Source organism: Micromonospora sp. NBC_01392 (assembly GCF_045040125.1).
Lineage (GTDB): Bacteria > Actinomycetota > Actinomycetes > Mycobacteriales > Micromonosporaceae > Micromonospora.
In genome coordinates this window covers 4,961,038-4,979,933 of the sequence record NZ_CP109549.1, presented here as the reverse complement: position 1 = coordinate 4,979,933, position 18,896 = coordinate 4,961,038, and the positions used below count along the sequence as shown (strand labels likewise).

At 72.5% G+C, this 18,896-nt stretch carries 16 protein-coding genes; 12 read left to right on the top strand and 4 right to left on the bottom strand.

The genetic code is table 11. The annotated features are described in order from the left end of the window. Positions 1-4 precede the first annotated feature (4 nt). From OG767_RS21385 to OG767_RS21375, 3 genes are read left to right on the top strand one after another with little or no spacing between them, the layout of a single operon-like run. Positions 5-754, top strand: coding sequence for an O-methyltransferase (locus OG767_RS21385; RefSeq protein WP_405090202.1), 750 nt, complete (start codon positions 5-7; stop codon positions 752-754). Further along, complete coding sequence (locus OG767_RS21380; protein ID WP_405090200.1) at positions 744-2,621, top strand: HAD-IIIC family phosphatase; 1,878 nt, start codon at positions 744-746, stop codon at positions 2,619-2,621. The genes OG767_RS21385 and OG767_RS21380 overlap by 11 nt, the downstream gene beginning before the upstream one ends. After that, positions 2,618-2,854: an acyl carrier protein gene (locus tag OG767_RS21375; RefSeq protein ID WP_405090199.1), complete on the top strand. Its 237-nt coding sequence runs from the start codon at positions 2,618-2,620 to the stop codon at positions 2,852-2,854. The genes OG767_RS21380 and OG767_RS21375 overlap by 4 nt, the downstream gene beginning before the upstream one ends. Here the strand turns inward: OG767_RS21375 and OG767_RS21370 are convergent. Then, positions 2,824-3,606: a thioesterase II family protein gene (locus OG767_RS21370; protein WP_405090198.1), complete on the bottom strand. Its 783-nt coding sequence runs from the start codon at positions 3,604-3,606 to the stop codon at positions 2,824-2,826. The two genes, OG767_RS21375 and OG767_RS21370, sit on opposite strands and share 31 nt — an antisense overlap. A gap of 127 nt (positions 3,607-3,733) precedes the next feature. Here OG767_RS21370 and OG767_RS21365 point away from each other — a divergent pair, with 127 nt between their 5' ends. Then, positions 3,734-4,774 carry a ketoacyl-ACP synthase III family protein gene (locus OG767_RS21365; RefSeq protein ID WP_405090197.1) on the top strand — a complete coding sequence of 347 codons (1,041 nt, stop codon included), beginning with the start codon at positions 3,734-3,736 and terminating at the stop codon, positions 4,772-4,774. Here OG767_RS21365 and OG767_RS21360 read toward each other — a convergent pair. After that, the gene (locus OG767_RS21360; RefSeq protein WP_405090196.1) at positions 4,758-5,906 is read right to left on the bottom strand and encodes a glycosyltransferase; all 1,149 of its coding nucleotides are present in this window, start codon (positions 5,904-5,906) and stop codon (positions 4,758-4,760) included. The genes OG767_RS21365 and OG767_RS21360 overlap by 17 nt on opposite strands. A gap of 115 nt (positions 5,907-6,021) precedes the next feature. On the opposite strand from OG767_RS21360, the gene OG767_RS21355 reads away from it, so the two are divergent. Then, positions 6,022-6,435 carry a hypothetical protein gene (locus OG767_RS21355; RefSeq protein WP_405090195.1) on the top strand — a complete coding sequence of 138 codons (414 nt, stop codon included), beginning with the start codon at positions 6,022-6,024 and terminating at the stop codon, positions 6,433-6,435. A gap of 101 nt (positions 6,436-6,536) precedes the next feature. Here the strand turns inward: OG767_RS21355 and OG767_RS21350 are convergent, their stop codons facing one another. Further along, positions 6,537-7,829, bottom strand: coding sequence for a cation:proton antiporter (locus tag OG767_RS21350; RefSeq protein WP_405090194.1), 1,293 nt, complete (start codon positions 7,827-7,829; stop codon positions 6,537-6,539). A gap of 278 nt (positions 7,830-8,107) precedes the next feature. Between OG767_RS21350 and OG767_RS21345 the strand changes: the two genes are divergently transcribed. The 5 genes from OG767_RS21345 (at position 8,108) to OG767_RS21325 (ending at position 14,194) form a co-directional block, all read left to right on the top strand. Then, positions 8,108-9,361: a chitinase gene (locus OG767_RS21345; RefSeq protein WP_405090193.1), complete on the top strand. Its 1,254-nt coding sequence runs from the start codon at positions 8,108-8,110 to the stop codon at positions 9,359-9,361. Positions 9,362-9,380: 19 nt separating this feature from the next. After that, positions 9,381-10,562 (top strand): carbohydrate-binding protein, encoded by a 1,182-nt coding sequence (locus OG767_RS21340; RefSeq protein ID WP_405090192.1) that lies wholly within the window; start codon positions 9,381-9,383, stop codon positions 10,560-10,562. A 232-nt stretch (positions 10,563-10,794) separates the two neighbouring features. After that, entirely contained in the window at positions 10,795-13,428 is a 2,634-nt protein-coding gene (lanKC, locus tag OG767_RS21335; RefSeq protein WP_405090190.1) for a class III lanthionine synthetase LanKC, read from the top strand. Continuing rightward, positions 13,425-13,559: a hypothetical protein gene (locus tag OG767_RS21330; RefSeq protein WP_255562982.1), complete on the top strand. Its 135-nt coding sequence runs from the start codon at positions 13,425-13,427 to the stop codon at positions 13,557-13,559. The genes lanKC and OG767_RS21330 overlap by 4 nt, the downstream gene beginning before the upstream one ends. 215 nt (positions 13,560-13,774) lie before the next feature. Beyond that, entirely contained in the window at positions 13,775-14,194 is a 420-nt protein-coding gene (locus OG767_RS21325) for a hypothetical protein (RefSeq protein WP_405090189.1), read from the top strand. A 51-nt stretch (positions 14,195-14,245) separates the two neighbouring features. Here the strand turns inward: OG767_RS21325 and OG767_RS21320 are convergent, their stop codons facing one another. Then, positions 14,246-16,387: a discoidin domain-containing protein gene (locus OG767_RS21320; RefSeq protein ID WP_405090188.1), complete on the bottom strand. Its 2,142-nt coding sequence runs from the start codon at positions 16,385-16,387 to the stop codon at positions 14,246-14,248. 182 nt (positions 16,388-16,569) lie between these two features. On the opposite strand from OG767_RS21320, the gene OG767_RS21315 reads away from it, so the two are divergent. Next, a complete protein-coding gene (locus OG767_RS21315; RefSeq protein WP_405090187.1) occupies positions 16,570-17,886 on the top strand; it encodes a family 43 glycosylhydrolase in 1,317 nt (438 codons plus the stop codon). 108 nt (positions 17,887-17,994) lie between these two features. Beyond that, positions 17,995-18,819 (top strand): peptidoglycan-binding protein, encoded by an 825-nt coding sequence (locus OG767_RS21310; protein ID WP_405090186.1) that lies wholly within the window; start codon positions 17,995-17,997, stop codon positions 18,817-18,819. Positions 18,820-18,896 lie beyond the last annotated feature (77 nt).

The window sequence follows — 18,896 nt, the reverse complement described above, 5'->3', positions numbered from 1 at the left end:
CTTCGTGCTCCATCGCAAGGACATCGTCTTCACAAAGCCGCCCATCTTCCGGCCCGGAATCGAAGAGTATGCCACCGCGCACACCTCGCCGGTCGCCGGAGAACTGCACCAGATACAGCAGCGCACGCAACGGGAGTGCCCACAGTGGGCGGACATCGCGTCCACCTCCATCCAGGCCGTCTTCCTCGGCATGCTGGTATCCCTGGCGCAGGCCCGGAACGTGCTGGAGGTCGGCACCTTCACCGGTCATGGCGCGGTCGCGATGGCGTCCGCGCTCCCCGCCGACGGCAAGGTGATCACCGTCGACAGCTTCGTCGCCGACGAGCAGGCCCGCGCGGTCGCCAAGTCGGCATTCGACGCCAGTCCGCACGGTCACAAGATCCGGCTGGTGGAAGGTGACGCGCTTGACGTTCTCGGCGAGGTGAACGGACCCTTCGACATCATCTTCGTCGACGCCGACAAGCCGAACTACCAACGGTATTTCGACCGCATCATGCAACGGCGGCTGCTTTCCCCGCACGGATTACTCATTTTCGACAACACCCTGTGGGGCGGGGCGGTCACCGACCCGCCGCCGGCCTCCGGCGTCGAGCTCGACCGCACCACCGACGCCGACGAGTGGTTGCGCGCCATGCGCGGCGACTGGGCGCGGCACCTGGCCGCGTTCAACGCCTCGATCACGGCCGATCCGCGGGTGGAGAACGTGTTGCTGACGGTGCGGGACGGCATGACGCTGATCCGACATGCCGGTTGACGGACAGCCGCCGTTGGAGGCGTTGCGGTCGCTGCACGCCGCCGGCGTGCTGGCCACCGGGTTCCGTCGCGTGCCGCCACTGCTGAACCAGCTGGCCCGCGCTCCCGACGCCGCCGCCAACCTGATCCGGGCCGGCCAGCTACTGACCCGCATGGATCCGGCCGACGTGCCCCGGCCGGACCGGCGCGGTCTGCTCACGGTCGCGATCACCAGCGCCACCACCGTACGGCCGTTGCTGGCGCCGCTGACCGCCGAGTGCGCGCGACACGGTCTGCTGGTGCGGCCCCACGTGACCGAACAGGACCCGCACGCGCTCGCGCTGCGCCGGGGCGGCGCCGTCGAGGCGGCCCGGCCCGATCTCACGCTCTGGCTGCTGGCCCCGCCGATGGTCACCTCGCGGCTGTCACCCGGCTGGCGGGCACCGGATCTCGCCGCCGTGCTCGCCGCCGTCGGCGACGAGATCGGCGCGGTCGTCAGCGAGGTTCTCGCCACCACCACCGGGCTGCTGGTGCTCAACACGACGCCGCTGGTCCGCGCGCTCAGCCACCAGGCGCGCGACCTGCGGACCCGGGCCGAGGTCGGCGCGTTGTGGCGCGAGTTCAACGCGGCCCTGCTCCGGCTGAGCGCGCGCGATCCACGCGTCGTGGTCATCGACCTCGAACCGCTGGCGAACGCCACCGGACCCGTCAGCGACGAGCGCATGGCCGGGTACGCGGGGGTGCACCTCAGCGACGAGCTGTTCGCCGCGTACGCCCGCGAGGTCGGCCACCTCGCCGCCGCGGCGGCCGGGCTCACCCGCAAGGTGCTCGTGGTCGATCTCGACGGCACCCTGTGGGACGGCATCCTGGGCGAGGACGGTCCGGCCGGGATCGCCGCCGCGGGAACGCTGCGCGGGGAGGCGTTCCGCGCCGTCCAACAGCTCCTCAAACACCTGTCCGGGCAGGGGGTGCTCCTTGCCGTGAGCAGTAAGAACGACATCGACGCGGTACGCGCCGTGCTGCGCGAGCACCCGGACATGGTGCTGCGCGAGGCGGACTTCGCGCGCCTCAACGCCAACTGGCACCCCAAGGACGTCAACCTGGACGATCTCGCCGCCGGGCTGAACGTCGGCGCGGACAGTCTCGTCTTCGCCGACGACTCGCGTTACGAAGCCGGCCTGATCGCCGCCGCCCGACCGGAGATCGCCGTGGTCGAGCTCGACGACGAGCCGGCGTCCCACGTGTCGCGACTGCTCGCCGACGGCTGGTTCGACGTGCTCGACCTGACCGATCAGGACCGCACCCGCACCGCCGGCTACCACGCCGACGCCGCCCGCACCGAGCTGCGCGATCAGGCCGGCTCGACCGCGGCGTACCTGCGAAGCCTCGGCACTGTGGTGCGCCTGGCCCGGCCGCGCCCGCACGAGATCGGCCGGATCTCGCAGTTGACGTTGCGCACCAACCAGTTCAACCTCACCGGCGAGCGGGTGCAGCCGGCCGGTGTCCAACGGCGGCTGGACGATCTCGTGGTCGCCGTGGAGGTCACCGACCGCTACGGCCGCTACGGCATCGTCGGCGCCGTCTTCGCCTGCCGCGACGGTGACACGCTCGACCTCACCAACGTCGTGCTCAGCTGCCGGGTCTTCGGCCGGGACATCGCCGAGGCAGCGGTGATCAGCATGCTGCACCACGCCCGCGACACCGGATGCGACCAGGTGATCGGTCGTTACCGGCCGACCGGCCGCAACGCCGGTGCGGCGCGGTTCTACCCGGCGCTCGGCTTCGCGCCCGCCGCCGGCGGCTTCCGCCACGACCTGCGGGCCGTGCCGGAGCAGCCGGAGCACCTCGCGGTCGAGAACGACCTTGCCCCGACGGAGGCGGCGTCATGATCAATGAGGCGGAGTTCCTCCGGCTCGTCCGCGACGAGCTGAGCCTGCCGGTGGCCGACACCGGTGACCTCGACGTGGACCTCGACGCGGTCCCCGGCTGGGACTCGATCCATGTGCTGCGGCTGGTGGTGGCCATGGAGAGGCGCACCGGCCACCGGGTGCCCGTCGGCGCCCTGCTGACCCAGCGGACCCTGCGTGGCATCTACCGCCGCGCGACCGCGGCGCCGGACTGACCCGGCACCGCCGCGAGCAACCGCCGGCCCACGTCCTCGACCACCGCACGTTCCTGCGGCGTCAGGAAGAAATGGTCACCGGACCACGTCCGCAGCTCGAACCGGCCCCGGGTCACGTCCCGCCACGCGGCGACGTCGTCGACGGACACCTCCGGATCGGTGTCGGCGCTGTAGCCGACGATCGGCACGTCCACCCGATCGACGTGATCCGGATAGTACGTCTCCACCAACCGGTAGTCAGCCCGCACCATCGGCAGCAGCATCGTGCGCAACTCCGGATCGTCGAAGACATGTGCGGTGTGACGGTCGAGCCGGCGGATGTCGTCGATCAGCGCGGCGTCCCCGCGGATGTGCAGATCATTGCGCGACAGGCGATGGGGCGCGGGTCGCGCGGAGACGAACAGCATGCGCAGCACCGGGCCGAGGTCGCGTTCCAGGCGCACCGCGACCTCGTGGGCCACCGATGCCCCCAGACTGTGGCCGAAGAACGCCAGCGGCGGGCCGACGAGCGTCGCCGTCGCCTTGCTGATCGCGTCGGCCATGGGCGCCATCGCCTCGATGAACGGCTCCCGGATGCGGTCCTCGCGGCCCGGGTAGCGCACCGCGAGCACCTCGACGCCGGGCGGCAGCGCGCCCGGCCAGCCGCGGAAGAAGCTTGCCGCGCCGCCGGCGTGCGGGAAGCACACCAGCCGCGCGGTGGGAGCCGGCACCCGCCGATGCCACCGGAACCAGAGCGGGTCGGCTTGCGTCATCTCGCCCCCTCACCCTCGCCGGACGTCACCGTCGACCGGTGCCGCCATGCGACGTCCCCACTGAATTTCACGTTAGTCTATGCGTTGACCGGCTTGCGGGCCGGACCTGCCGACCGAAGGGAACACCGTGCGCTGGGCCGACGTCTATCTCGCCGGGACCGGTGCGTATCTGCCCGAGCGTCGCGAGTCCGCGCGGCGGGCCGTCGCGACGGGGCGCTACGACGCCGCCGAGAACACCGCCAACGGCATCCGCGCCGTCCGCGTCGCCGGCCCCGACGAGCCGCCGCCCGTGATGGCCGTCGCCGCCGTGCGGCAGGCGCTCGACCGGGCGGGCCGCCCCACCGACGGTGGGCCGACCCTGGTGATCCACGCCAGCCTCGGCCACCAGGGCCTGGACTTCTGGACGCCGGCGCACTACATCCGCCGCGAGACGATCGGCGGTGACGGCCCGACCTTCGAGATCCGGCACAGCTCCAACGGTGGGATGGCCGCGATCGAGACCGCCGCCGCCTACCTGACCGCGATGCCCTCCGTCACGGCAGCCGTCATCACCGCGGCCGACGCGTTCGCCCTGCCGTACGTCGACCGGTGGCGCAGCGAGAACCAACAGGTGTACGGCGACGGCGCCGGCGCCCTGGTGCTCACCCGCGAGCCCGGCCTCGCCCGCCTGGTCGCGACCGCCACCGTCACCGACTCGGGCCTCGAGCCGATCTACCGCGGCGCGTCCGAGTGGGCGGCGGTGCCGATGCCCGGCGGCGGCCCGGTGGACCTGCGCGGCCGCAAACGGGAGTACCTGTTGCTCAGCCCGGAGCGCTACGACGAGGCGATCGAGCAGACCCAGGCCGGCCTGCGCACCGCCCTGGACAACGCCCTGGCCGACGCGGGCATCACCGTCGACGGGGTGGACCTGTTCGTCCACCCCGTCATCGGCGAGACGGTCGTGGCGTACACCTATGGCGAGCGCCTGGGCATTCCGGCCACGGCGACCCTCTACGACTGGGGCCGGGACATCGGGCACCTCGGCGCCGCGGACCAGTTCGTCCAGCTCCATCACCTGCTCGTCAACGGCCTGGTCCGAGCCGGGCGTCACGTCGTGGCCATCGGCTCCGGTGCCGGCTTCGGCTGGACGGTCGCGGTGTGGGAGATCCTGCCTACCGCACCCCGGTGAGCGCGGGGAACTCGGCGACCAGATCGTCCACCGACGGCAGCGCCGCCATCTGCCGGCGCACCGTGTCCGCCCGCTCGCGGTAGGCCGGCTCGCTCAGCACCCGCCGGATCTCCCGCCGCAGCCGCGCGATCGTCGCCTCGGGGGCCGGCGCCGTCGCCGCGACGCCGGCATCGACGCAGCGGGCGGCGTTGTACAGTTGATCTCCCATGATCGGCATCGTCACCATGGGAACCCCGGCCCTCAGCGCCTCGCGCACGCTGTTCTGCCCGGCGTGCGTGACGAACACGTCGCAGCGGGCCAGCAGCAACGGTTGCGGGATCGTGTCGACCAGCACCACGTGCGGGCGCCCCGGCGCCACGCCCGCGGGCAGCACGCCTGCCGTCGACACGATCGCGTCGAACTCGAGCCCGTCCAGCGCCGTGACCAGCATCCGGACCAGCGCGGGCCCGTAGCCGGTCACATGCGGCACCAGGGTGCCGAGGCTCGCGAACACCAGCGGGCGTCCGGAACGCCGCTGCTCCAGCCATTCCGGCAACGACTCACCGGCGGTCAGCGGATCGGCGTGCCGGTAGCAACGCGTGTTCGGCAGGGACTCCTCGGCCCGGTCATAGCCGGGCGGCAGGAAGGAGGCGTGCCGATAGCGGTAACTCGCCAGCCCTTCCGGATCCGGCGCAAGGCCGAGCGCCTCCCGGTGCGGCGCCAGCGAGGCCGCCAGCCGATCGGGCCCGTACGTCAGCGCCGTCGCGCCCCCGGTCGACACCGAGACGTGCGGCACGCCGAGCACCTCCGCCGCCAGCGCGCCGCCGAACTCGGTCGACGCCCGGACAATGAGATCCGGCGCCTTCCGCTCGGCCAGTGCCAGCAGGTCAGCGGCGGTTCGTCCGGCCGGCCCTCCCGCCATCTGCTGCGCCACGGTGCGCGCCCCGTCCTCAAGCTCCGCCAGCGGCACGACAGCCGACCGACCGTCCTCGCCGGTGAGCTGCGCCAGCCAGTCGTCCCCGACCGCGGCCGTGGCGAACCCCTGCCGTCGAGCCAGCGGCTCCGCCGCTGCCGGCACCGCGACCGTGACGTCGTGTCCGGCCCGTCGCGCCGCGTCGGCCACCGGCAGCAGCGGCCGGACATGGGACGTCATCGCGTGACTCGTGATCCAGATCTGCATAGACGACCTTCGCTGGATTGGATGAGCGTCACTGTACCGAAGCCGGTGGCTCACTGCCACCGCCCGGCGTCCCGGCTAGAGTCACCGTGTGCACCAGGCGGACGTGACCACCGAGCTGGCCCGGGCGGCCGCTCTGATCGGCGGCGGTGACGTCTCCCGCGACCGCCTGATCAGCGAGTGGGCCGCGTCGTCGGATCCGCTGACCCGCTGCGTCCTGGCCCACCACATCGCCGACCTCAGCCCCGACCCGGCCGACGAACTGGCCTGGGACGAGCGCGCCCTGGCCGACGCGGACACCGCCCCGCCCCCGTCGGCCGCCCCGTTCTATCCCTCGCTGCACCTCAACCTCGCTGCCTCGCACCTGCGCCTGGGCGACCTCCCCGCCGCCCGCCGTCACCTCGACCGCGCCGACGCCACCCGGTCGGCGCTGGGCGACGACCCGTACAGCGTGATGATCCGCGCCGCCGTCGACCGACTGCGCGCCAGGACCCAGGCTCCGTAACCCGGAGGCGCGCCGCCCCGGATCGCCGGCGACGTCCGGGAGGCGACGGCGCGCCGACAGTGGTGCCCACGGTCGGGCTTCCACGGCGTGACGGGCGGAGATCAGCTCAACGCCTCGGCCCGACGGTGTTCCCGCGCCGACGCGGGCAGCCGGGCGGCCGCGTAGCGCAGGCAGGGCGGCGCCATCACCGAGGTGACGATGGCGACCAGCACGATGACCGTGAACATGGCGGTGTCGAGCACGCCGAGGCGCAGCCCGACCGTGGCGACGATGATCTCGATGACGCCTCGGGCGTTGAGGCCGGCGCCGACGGCGAGGCCCTCCCAGTGACCCAGTCGGGCGGCCCGGGCCCCGACGTACGCGCCGACGAACTTGCCGACGACCGCCACGGCCAGCACCAGCAGGGCGACACCGAGCACGGTGGGCCGGGCCAGCGCGGTCAGATCGCTGCGGAGGCCGACGGTGGCGAAGAACAGCGGCGCCAGCACGCTCATCACGACCAGCCGCAACGGGGCAAGAGCCGCACGGTCCAGGCTGGCGCAGCCGTTGATCACCAGACCGCCGACGAAGGCGCCGAAGACCGGCTCCAGGTGCAGCGCGTGGGTGGCGGCGGCGAACAGCAGCAGGATCACCACCACCGACGCGACGGTGGGGCCAGGCTCTCCACCAGCTCGTACCCGCCGCAGCAGCGCGCCGACGAGCGGCCGGGCGAGCCACAGGGCGACCACGACGACGAGGGCCACGGTGCCGACCGCGAGGGCGACGTCGAGGCCGCCGAGACTGCCGGCTGCCATCGCGGCCACGACCGAGAGCAGCAGCCAGCCGACAACGTCGTCCACGATGGCCGCGCTCATGATCAGGTGACCGATGTCGCGGTGCAGCAGTCGCATCTCCCACAGGGTCTTGGCGATGACCGGGATGGCACTGACACACATCGCCACCGCGAGGAACAGGGCGAAGACCGGGCGGTCGGTGCCGGCCGGGAGCACGCTGGAGGGGAGGAGCAGGCCCAGGCCGACGCCGAGCGCCAGGGGGACGACGAGCCCTCCGATGCTGACCCTGGCGGCCACGCCACCGTCGCGGCGTAGCTGCCCGAGGTCCAGGTGCATGCCGGTGAGGCCGACCAGAAGAAGCACGCCGAGTTGACCGACCGCGTCGAGCAGGTGCAGTTGCTCGGACTGCGCGGGGAACAGCCATCGGGACAGGTCGGGCACGGCCGCGCCGAGAATCGACGGACCGAGCACCACGCCTGCGGTCAGTTCACCAACCAGCGAGGGCATGCCCGCGCGTACCGCGAGGCGCCCGAGCGCGACGGCGGCGGCCAGCAGGATGCCCACCTGGAGCAGGAAGATCAGCAGCGAATGGGTGCCGAGAGGTGCGACCGGTATGGCCACCAGGAGTCCTTTCGATGCGCCGCGCGGACGCGGACGGGAAACGCCGCGGCGGAGCTGTCACCAACGCATCGACCTTCCCAAATTCGTGGAGATCACTCAAGACATCGGACCACCGGATCGGGAAAGCTCGCGGGAGGGGTGTGCAGGCGGCGGCCAGCGTGCCGACGGGCCTTGGCACCTCTCGACAGAAAATTCAAGGTGGTCTAACTCTGGACCTTTACTGTTAACACTCCTAATAATTGGGTCCTCGGTTCCGCCCCCTCCGGAAGGCCCACCCCATGCGCCGCCCCGCCGTCCTCGCCCTGGCCGCCGTCCTGGCCGCCGGCGCCGCCACCGTCTATCTGGCGTCGTCCGCCTCCGCGGCCGCCGCGTGCTACCCCACCTGGTCGTCGTCCGCCGTGTACGTCGGCGGCGGTCAGGCCTCCTACCAGGGCGTCAACTACCAGGCCAAGTGGTGGACCCAGAACGAGAACCCGGCCACGCACAGCGGGCAGTGGGACGTCTGGGCCAACCAGGGCGCCTGCGGCGGCACCACGCCGCCGACCACGTCACCCCCGACCACGTCACCCCCGACCACCCCGCCGCCCCCGACCACCCCGCCACCCACCACGCCTCCGCCGACCGGCAACGGTCAGCTGCCGAAGCACTTCCTCACCGGGTACTGGCAGAACTTCGACAACCCGGCCCAGGAGATCCGGCTCCGTGACGTGCCGGCCTCCTACGACCTGGTGGCGGTCGCGTTCGCCGACGCGACGAGCACACCGGGCGCGGTGTCCTTCGGCATCGACGCGGGCCTGAGCGCCTCGCTCGGTGGCTACACCAACGCCGACTTCAAGAACGACGTCGCCACCCTGCACGCGCGGGGCAAGAAGGTCGTCATCTCGGTCGGCGGCGAGCGCGGCACCATCTCGGTCGCCAGTTCCAGTGCCGCCACGAACTTCGCCAACTCGATCGTCGGCCTCATCGGAACCTACGGCTTCGACGGCGTCGACATCGACCTGGAGAACGGCGTCAACGCGACGTACATGGCCCAGGCGCTGCGCGACATCCGCAACCGGACGAGCGCCAACCTGATCATCACGATGGCGCCGCAGACGATCGACATGCAGAGCACCGGCGGCCAGTACTTCCAGCTGGCGCTGAACATCAAGGACATCCTGACCGTCGTCCACACCCAGTTCTACAACTCCGGCGCGATGCTCGGCTGCGACAACACCGCCGCGTACAGCCAGGGGTCGGTCAACTTCCTCGTGGCGCTCGCCTGCATCCAGCTCGAGAACGGGCTCCGGCCGGACCAGGTGTCCCTCGGGCTGCCGGCCGCGCCGAGCGCGGCCGGTGGCGGCTACGTCAACCCCTCCGTGGTCAACCAGGCCCTCGACTGCCTCGCCCGCGGCACCAACTGCGGCTCCGTCAAGCCGCCGCGCACCTACCCCGGAATCCGTGGCGCCATGACGTGGTCGATCAACTGGGACGTCACCAACGGCAACGGATTCGCCAACACCGTCCGCCCGCACCTCACCACCTTGCCCTGAACCCCCGCAGGAGCGTGTCATGAAACTCAGGCAGAAGATCCTGGCTCTGGCCGCCGTCACGGTCACCGCCACCGCGATCGCGATCGTCCCCATGTCCACGTCGAGCGCGGCCGTGGCCTGCTACCCGGCCTGGTCGTCGTCCGCCGTGTACGTCGGCGGCGGTCAGGCGTCCTACCAGGGCGTCAACTACCAGGCCAAGTGGTGGACCCAGAACGAGAACCCGGCCACGCACAGCGGGCAGTGGGACGTCTGGGCCAACCAGGGCGCGTGCGGCGGCGGCACCACCCCGACCACCCCGCCGCCCACCGGCCCGACCAACCCGCCGCCGGCCGGCAAGATGGCCGCGTCGCCCTACGTCTACCCCGGCTGGGGCAACCCGCCGGCGCCCTCGACCATCACCGGTCAGGGTGTCCGCGCGTTCACCGTCGCGTTCGTGCTGGCCAACGGCTGCAACCCGGTCTGGGACGGTGAGGGCGGCCTGACCGGCGGCGCCCACGAGTCCTGGATCAACCAGGCCAAGGCGGCCGGCGCGACGATCGTCCCGTCGATCGGCGGCTGGCAGGGCAACAAGCTCGGCCCGAACTGCGCCACCCCGGAGGCCCTCGCCGGGGCGTACCAGAAGGTCATCAACACCTTCGGTCTGAAGGCCATCGACATCGACATCGAGAACTACGACGAGTTCGAGAACTACGTGGTCGCCGACCGCATCGTGAGCGCGTTGGGCATCATCAAGCGCAACAACCCGGGCGTCACCACGATCCTCACCTTCGGGACGACCACGAGTGGCCCCAACGCGCACGGCGTCCGGCTGATCAACCAGGCCCGGGCGCTGAACGCCAACGTGGACGTCTTCACCATCATGCCGTTCGACTTCGGCGGCGGCAGCGACATGTACACCAGCACCCGCAACGCCGCGGAGGGCCTGAAGAACCAACTGAAGTCCACGTTCGGCTGGAACGACCAGACCGCCTACGCCCACATGGGCATCTCCGGCATGAACGGTCTGTCCGACCAGCAGGAGGTCACCACCCCGGAGACCTGGACGCGGATCCGTGACTACGCCAGGAGCAGCGGCCTCGCCCGGTTCACCTTCTGGGCGGTGAACCGCGATCGCGGCTGCGCCGGCGGGGGCGTGGTCTCCACCTGCAGCGGCATCGCCCAGAGCGACTGGGAGTTCAGCCGCATCTCCGCCGGCTTCTAGGCCCGGAGGTCTCCGGTGGACGGTTCCGCGACCAGGCGGGAACCCGAAACCGGAGACCTCGCCCGCCGGTCGCGGACCCCGGTGCGGGGACCACCGCTCCCGACCAGCGGCGTCACTTTTCTGGGGTATCGAAGCGTGTGACCGTGTGCCACGATCGCTGTCGAACCCGCCCAGGGCGCCGCGCAGGGCTCACGATGCTGGTGCGAGCCGTGGCTGACGTAGTGAAGGGCCGATGGACAACCGGTATCAGTACTACCGCATCGCTGATCCGACTTTCTACGACCGACCCGGTGCGGACGGCGGCCCCCGGCGGGACCGCTTCGGCACGGACCTGCGGGCCGGGCCGGGATGGAACCTGTCGACCCGGGACGGGTGGACGATGGTGACGCCGCCACGGGGCCTCGTCGCGACGCAGGGGTGGAAGATCCACGTGTCCGCGACGCTGGACAACGCCGCACGGATTCTCGACACCGTCTGGACGTACTGCCAGCGGGCGCAACTCGCGTACAAATTCCTCAGCACCGAACTCGACCTGACCCTGCGCAACTCGAAGTACGCGGACCGGGCGGCCAGCGGCAAGTTCATCACGATCTACCCCGAGGACACCGACGAGCTGGAGGCCGCGCTCCGCCGGCTCGGCGCGCGGCTCGACGGGGAACCCGGCCCGTACATCCTCAGCGATCTACGGTGGGACCGGGGCCCACTGTTCGTGCGCTTCGGCGGGTTCGCGCCCCGCCGGGTCACGACGGCCGACGGCTCGCGGGTTCTCGCGGTGCGGCAGCCGGACGGCACGCTCGTGCCCGACCGGCGGGAACCCGCCTTCTCGGTGCCCGCCTGGGTCGACGTCCCGGCCTTCCTCCGGCCGGCGGTGGACGATCGCGGCCGGCAGGAGACGCGACCCGAGGAGTTCCCGTACGAGATCGAGGGTGTGCTGCACTTCTCCAACGGCGGCGGCGTCTACCGGGCCCGGGACGTCAGAACGGACCGGGTGGTCGTGCTGCGGGAGGGCCGACCGCACGCCGGCATCGACGGGCTCGGCCGGGACGCGGTGCACCGACTCGACTGCGAGGCCGACATGTTGGCCCGGCTGCGCGGGCTGCCCTGCGTCCCGGCCCTGTACGAGAAGTTCACCTGCTGGGAGCACGTGTTCCTCGCCGAGGAGTTCATCGAGGGGCGGACGCTCGGTCGCGAGTTCAGCGCGCGGTACCCGCTCACCCGGGCGGACGCCGGTCCGGACGAGATCCGGGACCACGTCCGGTGGGCGCTCGACGTGCTGGGGAAGGTGGGTGACGTCCTCGCGGACCTGCACGGTCGCGGGGTCGTCTTCGGCGACCTGCATCCGCACAACGTCATGGTGCAGCCGGACGGCGCGGTCCGGCTCATCGACTTCGAGCTCGCCACCGGGGTGGACGACAGCGCCCGGCCCGCGATGGGCGCGCCCGGCTACGTCGCCGCGGACGGTCGCACCGGAGTCGCCGCGGACCGGTACGCGCTGGGGTGCCTGCAACTGTCGATGTTCCTTCCGCTGACCGCCGTGTTGCCGCTCGCGCCGGGCAAGGCCGCGCAACTCGTCACCGCGGCGATGCGGCGCTTCGACCTTCCCGCCGGGTTCGGGCCCGAGGTGATGGCCAACCTCGGCCTGGCCGGGGACGGCCAGGGTGCGGTGTCCGCGGCGTCGCCGGAGATGCTCCCCGGTGACCTGGACACGCCGGAGGTGCCGGTCACCCGCGTCCGCACCGCCCTGGCGACGGGCATTCTCGCCACCGCCACCCCCGGGCGGCCGGACCGGTTGTTCCCGGGGGACATCGAGCAGTTCCAGGTCGGCGGTCTCGGGCTGGCCTACGGCGCGGCGGGTGTGCTGCACGTCCTGCACCGGACGGGGGTCGGACGGTTCCCCGAGCACGAGGAGTGGCTCGTCCGCCGGGTGCGGGACGAGCGGAGCGCGCTGGCGCCGGGCTTCTACGACGGTCTGCACGGCGTGTGCCACGCCCTCGACGGGCTGGGCCGGCACGAGGAGGCGTTGACCCTGCTCGACCGCGCGCCCCGGGCCGGTGGGCTGGACCTGCTGTCCAGTCACCTGTTCGACGGGCTCGCCGGCATCGGTCTCAACTATCTGCACTTCGCCACCACGACCGGTGACCGGAGCTGGACGACCGCCGCGCTGGACATCGCGTCGCGGCTCGACGACCGCGACGCGGGCCGGGCCGCCGCCGGCAACCGCCCGGCCGCCGGCCTCCTGCGGGGAGCCAGCGGCGTCGCGCTGTTGTCGGTCAGGTTGTTCGAGGCGACCGGTGACCGCGCCCACCTGGAGTCGGCGGAGCGCTGGTTGCGGCACGACCTGGGCCGCTGCGTCCTGATGCCGGACGGGTCGCGTCAGGTGGACGACGGGTGGCGCGTGTTGCCCTACCTCGCCGCCGGCAGCGCCGGCATGGCGATGGTGCTGCGGGAGTTTCTTCGGCATTGTCCGAGTGACGAGCTGGGGACGGTGCTCGGCGAGCTGACCCGCGCGGCGTGTGCCGAGTTCACGGTCCAGTCCGGCCTGTTCAACGGGCGGGCCGGACTGCTCGCCCTGTTGCTCGGCCTGGACCGGTCCGACGTTCCCGTCGTCGCCGCGGACGGCGGCGGCATGACCGTCGCCGACCTCGTACGTCGGCACGTGGCCGCGTTCTCCTGGCACGCCGTGGCGTATCGCGGTGGTCTCGCCTTCCCCGGGGACCAGCTCGAACGGCTGTCCACCGATCTGGCCACCGGCGCGGCGGGCGTCCTCCTCGTGCTCTGGGCCGCCGCGCAGCGTGAACCTGTCCCCGTCCTGCCGTTTCTCGGCGGGACGGTGCCGCGACGAGAGCGGAGGGGGGTGATGAGATGAACTTTCTGTTGAACCTGCAGGGCGTCACTGTCGAGCAGGAGCCCGCGCCCGAGGCGCCCACCAGCACCTTCAGTTACTTCTACTGCCGGGACTACAGCACGTACAGCGTGTGGGTCGGCTGCGGCGACTAGCCGCCCCGTCCGGGTCCACGCCCGGCTGACCGGCTCCCGGGGACGACCGTCGCACGGGTCGCCCCCGGGAGCCGTTGCCGTCGCTGTCGCCTGACCGCCAGTGTCCGGGCACGGACAGTGCGCGCGTGCCGGCGTCCGGGCCGGTCGATGATGGGTCCGTCGACGTGCCGCCGCTACGGGCCGGTGGGCGTGGCACTCCGGACAGGGAGATGGACATGTCGTTCGAGGTCGACTTCAACTGGGCGTCGCAGGCCGTCATCGAGACGGTGGCGGTGCCGTTCCCGTCCCTGGAGACGCCACCCGACGTGGTCGTCGCCGATCCTCCGGTCCCGCAGTTGGCCTTCCAGCAGTCCGGTCCGGTCACGGTCACGATGCTCGGCTGTGGCCGGTGGAACCGGGACACCAGCTACCGGTTCAACGCCGGCTGCAACCCCCAGCCGCACCACGCGGCGCAGGTGGGGGAGGTGGGGGTGCTCTCCGCCGCCGAGGCGCAACGGTTGGAGACGTGGTTCGTGCGGCGCTATCCGAACTCCAACCCCGCCGTGCTCAAGAACGGCGGGAAGTGGAATCTCGTCCTCACCCGCAACGGCGCGGTGTTCAACTTCCACGTCGCCGTCCAGCCGGCCCACGCCTAGCCGCGACGGGACGGGGCGCGGGCCGGCCGGACCGGCCCGCGCCCCCGCAGGTCACTTGTAGACGCGCACGTAGTCGACGAGCATCCGCGCCGGGAACGGCGTCGACGCGTCCGGCGGGCCGGGCCAGTCGCCACCCACGGCCAGGTTGAGGATCAGATAGAAGGGGTGGTCGAACACCCACGGGCCGCGGGTCGTCTCCACCGTCTCCTTGCTGGCGTAGAAGACCTGCGTGCCGTCGACGAGGAACCGCATGCCCCGGCTGTCCCACTCGACCGCGTAGACGTGGAAGTCGGCGGACAGGTCGACCGTCCAGACGTGCTCCTGGCCGTAGCCGCCCCCGCCGTTGTAGGCGGGCGCGTGCAGCGTGGTGTAGCTGCGGTAGGTGTCGCGGCCGAGAATCTCCATGATGTCGATCTCGCCGTTGTACGGCCACGGCCGGCCGGTGAGGAAGTCGCCGCCCATCATCCAGAACGCCGGCCAGAGGCCGTTGCCTTTGGGCACCCTGATCCGCGCCTCGATCCGGCCGTACTGCACCTGGAACCTGGCGCCGGTGTTCATCCGGTGCGAGGTGTAGGCGCGTCCGCCGGCGTTCTCCCGCCGGGCCTCCATGACGAGGTGGCCGGCGCCGTTCACCGCCGCGTTGGCGTTGTCGGTGTAGTACTGCGACTCGTTGTTCTGCCCGGTGCCCGGGTCGACGGTCCACTTCGCCGCGTCCGGCGGGGCGCCGGCCGGTCCGTCGAACTCGTCGGCGAAGACGAGGGTGGTGGCCGGGAACGTGGGGTCGGCGGGCCGGGCCGGGGGAGCGGTCGGGGCGCCTCCGGTGCCGTACACCTGGAACTCCCACAGCGAGTACCCGTAGCCGTTGCTGCGCGCGGTGCCGTACATCCGCACGTAGCGGCCGGTGCCGGTGACGGTGAGGTCCTGCCGGAAGCCCGGGTTGGTCGTGGTGCGGTAGACGGTGGTCCAGGTGGTCGCGTCCGTCGAGGTCTGGATCTGGTACGCGCTGGCGTAGGCCGGATCCCACTGGAGGACCACCCGGTGCACGGTCGCGGTGGCCCCGAGGTCGACGTAGATCCAACCCGGGTCCACCCAGCCGGTGGTGGGGCTCGTCGCCCAGCGTGAGGCCGGGTCCAGGTCGAACGCCCGCGCCGGCGAGCACTGCCAGCAGGCGCCGTCGTCCTGGTGGGACGAGGCGACCGCCGGCTTGCCGTAGGACAGCAGCACGTCGCCGCCGGACGGCGGCGGTGTCGTCGGTGTCGTCGGGGTCGCTCCGGTGGTGCGGACCGCGAGTTCCCAGAGCGAGTAGCCGTAGGCCGTGGCCCGCGCGGTGCCGAGGACCCGCAGGTAGCGGCCGGAACCGGTCACGGTGAGCTGTTGGCCGCCGCCGGCGCCGGTGGTGGTGGCGTGGACGGTGGTCCAGGTGACGCCGTCGGTGGAGAGCTGGATCTGGTACGCCGTCGCGTAGGCCGCCTCCCAGGTGAGGTCGACCCGGCAGACGGCGCGCTCGACGCCGAGGTCGACGCGCAGCCACTGCGGGTCGGCGGCGGCGCTGGACCAGCGGGTGCCGGGATTGCCGTCCACCGCCGCCGACGCGGGCAGCGCGGCGTTCTCGGTCGACGAGGCGGTGGCCGGGCGGTTCAACGCGGCGTTGCCGGTGGTGTCGCACCCGGTGGCGGCGCGCGTGCCGGACACCTGGAACTCCCAGAGCGAGACCCCGTACGCGGTGCCCCGGGCGGTGGTGGTGACCCGCACGTACCGTCCGGTGCCGGCGACCGCGAGCGTGTCGACGCCGCCGTCGCCGCCGGTGACGGCGCGCAGCGTCGTCCAGGTCGCGCCGTCGGCGGAGACCTGCACCTGGTAGGCGGTGGCGTACGCGGCCTCCCAGGCGAGCACCACCTGGCTGACGGTCGCGGCGGCGCCCAGGTCGACGCTGAGCCACTGCGGGTCGGCGGCGGCGCTGGACCACCGGGTGCCGGAGTCGCCGTCCACCGCCGCCGAGGCGGGGAAGGCGGCGCTCTGCGTGGACGAGGCGGTGACCGGGCGGCCCTGGGACAGCAGCGGGTCGGCGCCCTGGGCCGGACCGGCGGCGAGGCCGGTCAGGGTGGCGACGAGCGTCGCCGCGAGGGCGGCGGCGGTGAGGCGGCGACGGGTACGCGTCGGCGGGTCGACGGTGCGGACGGGTTGGCGGTCCATGGGCGTCTCCAGGAGCGGGCGGTGGCCGGAGAATGGCTCGCCGGTCGGCCGTGACCAGCGATGGAGAGCGCTCCCTGGTGACCAGGTTCGGCGCGCGACAGGCGCGTGTCAAGGAAATCCGGCGGTTCCGGAACCACGCCGCCGCCGCGCCGCGGCATCGACATCTGTGGTTGCATGTGGGCATGCGTCGCACTCTCGCCCACCTGCTGGCCGTGCTCGTCGCCGCGTCGTGCGTGCTCGTCGCCGCGCCGGCCGGCGCGGCGACCACCGCGCCGTCCCTGGTGCTCGGCACCGACTTCCCGGACCCCGACATCCTCAAGGTCGGCGGCACCTACCACGCCTACTCGACGAACAACGGCAACGGCAACGTGCCGGTCGCCACCGCGTCGGCGCTCACCGGCCCGTGGACCCGACGCGCCGACGCGCTGCCGACGCTCGGCGCCTGGGCCTCCGGCGGCCTCACCTGGGCGCCGGACGTGTCCCGCCGGGCCGACGGCACCTACCTGCTCTACTACACCGCCCGCAGCCGTGCCGCCGGCCGCCAGTGCATCGGCGCGGCCACCTCGACCTCGCCGCTCGGCCCCTTCGCCCCGGTCGGCTCCGGCCCGCTGGTCTGCGACGCCGCCGAGGGCGGTGACATCGACCCGTCCAGCTTCGTCGACACCGACGGCCGGCGTTACCTGCTCTACAAGGACGACGGCAACGCGGTCGGGCAGCCGACGAGCCTGTGGGCGCAGGCGGTCGCCGCCGACGGGGTGACGCTCCAGGGCGGCCGGGTGGAACTGCTGCGCAGTGGCCGCGCCGAGGAGGCGGGCGTCATCGAGGCGCCGGTGCTGACCCGGGTGGGCGCGCACTACGTGCTCTTCTACTCCCTCGGCGGGTACGGCGGCGACGGCTACCAGACCAGCTACGCCAGCGCCACGTCGCTGACCGGCCCGTACACCAAGGCGTACCGGTCGCTGCTGACCACCGCCAGCCTCGACGGCGCGGTACGCGGGCCGGGCGGCGCGGACGTGGTGCGCGAGGCCGGCGGCGACCGGCTGGTCTTCCACGGCTGGGTGAACGACTACTCGGCGCGCGGCATGTACGTCGCCGACCTCGGCTGGGCCGGGGACAACCCGGTCGTGCGGGGCAGCCGGGTGCGCTACGAGGCCGAGCGGGGCACACTCCACCACTGCGGCGTCCGCAGCACCGCGACCGCCTCGCAGGGACAGGTGGCGGCCTACCTCGACTACGCCGACAGCTGGGTCGAGGTCAGCGTCTTCGCGCCGCGCGCCGGCGGCTACACCGCGTACGTCGGCTACTCCGCCGGCTACGGCGACGCCGAGCACACGCTGACCGTCAACGGCGGTGGCGCGCAGGTGCTCGCGTATCCGAACACCGGGTGGGAGACCTGGCGGCAGGCCCGCGCGGACGTGGTGCTGAACGCCGGGTGGAACACGCTGCGCCTGACCCGGCGCAGCCGCTGGGCGGAACTCGACTACCTGGAGATCGCCTGATCGTCGGCACGGGTGACGCCGTTCGTGGGGCGGGAGCCCCCGGGGCCTCGCCGTGCCTTCCGGGCCGCCCGGCCGGGTGGCCCGATCCCGACAGCGTACGGAGGTCACGTGATCACGAGAAGGAGCCTGCTCGTCTCGGCGGCGGCGGTGGCGGTCGGTGCCGGCGCACCGCTGCGTGCCGGCGCCGCACTGCCCGAGGTCGACATGGAAGCCCTGATCAAGGCAGCGCAGATCGATCCGCGCCGGGCGGACACCGCGCTCACCGAGGGCGCCCGGGACAGCGTCCTGCTGGTGGAGCGCGCGTTGCAGGCCCGAGGGCTGCTGGCCTCGACGTACGTGGACGGACACTTCGGCACCAGCACCGTCGCCGCGTACGCGGCGTACCAGCGCTCGCTCGGCTACACCGGCCTCGACGCGACCGGACTGCCGGGCCCGTCCTCGCTGCGGTCGCTGGGGGACGGACGCTACACCGTGGTCCGGTCGATCTCACCCGGCAGCATCGTGACGATGCGCGGGGTGCAGGTCAACACCCGCACCCGGTCGATGCTGCTGGAGGCGGAACGGCTGCTCGGGCGTCAGCTCGGCCTCACCCAGGGCTCCTACAACACGGGCGTCGGAGCCTCCGCCGGCACCCACGACGGCGGCGGGGCGCTGGACATCTCGGTCAGCGGGCTGTCGTCGGCGACCCGGACCGACGTGCTGCGCCGGCTGCGCACGGTGGGCTTCGCCGCCTGGTACCGGACCCCGGACCAGGGCGACTGGGGATACCACATCCACGCGATCGCGTTGGCCGACACCGACCAGTCGACCGGTGCCCAGAACCAGGCCGGCGACTACTACCTGGGCCGTAACGGACTGGCCAACCGGGCACCCGACGACGGTCCGGTGGTCAGCCCGAAGCGCACCTGGGAGGAGTACCAGCGGGCGCTCTGAGCCGCGGGGCGCCGGCCGACCCCGACCTGACGGGGTACGGAACGGGGTGGCCCGCGCGCCGACCGGCGCCCGGACCA

Coding starts and splice junctions, on each gene's coding strand:
- OG767_RS21315 (WP_405090187.1), top strand. CDS start 16,570: ATGCGTCGCACTCTCGCCCACCTGCTGGCCGTGCTCGTCGCCGCGTCG.
- OG767_RS21340 (WP_405090192.1), top strand. CDS start 9,381: ATGAAACTCAGGCAGAAGATCCTGGCTCTGGCCGCCGTCACGGTCACC.
- OG767_RS21320 (WP_405090188.1), bottom strand. CDS start 16,387: ATGGACCGCCAACCCGTCCGCACCGTCGACCCGCCGACGCGTACCCGT.
- OG767_RS21330 (WP_255562982.1), top strand. CDS start 13,425: ATGAACTTTCTGTTGAACCTGCAGGGCGTCACTGTCGAGCAGGAGCCC.
- OG767_RS21370 (WP_405090198.1), bottom strand. CDS start 3,606: ATGACGCAAGCCGACCCGCTCTGGTTCCGGTGGCATCGGCGGGTGCCG.
- lanKC (WP_405090190.1), top strand. CDS start 10,795: ATGGACAACCGGTATCAGTACTACCGCATCGCTGATCCGACTTTCTAC.
- OG767_RS21375 (WP_405090199.1), top strand. CDS start 2,618: ATGATCAATGAGGCGGAGTTCCTCCGGCTCGTCCGCGACGAGCTGAGC.
- OG767_RS21345 (WP_405090193.1), top strand. CDS start 8,108: ATGCGCCGCCCCGCCGTCCTCGCCCTGGCCGCCGTCCTGGCCGCCGGC.
- OG767_RS21360 (WP_405090196.1), bottom strand. CDS start 5,906: ATGACGTCCCATGTCCGGCCGCTGCTGCCGGTGGCCGACGCGGCGCGA.
- OG767_RS21325 (WP_405090189.1), top strand. CDS start 13,775: ATGTCGTTCGAGGTCGACTTCAACTGGGCGTCGCAGGCCGTCATCGAG.
- OG767_RS21380 (WP_405090200.1), top strand. CDS start 744: ATGCCGGTTGACGGACAGCCGCCGTTGGAGGCGTTGCGGTCGCTGCAC.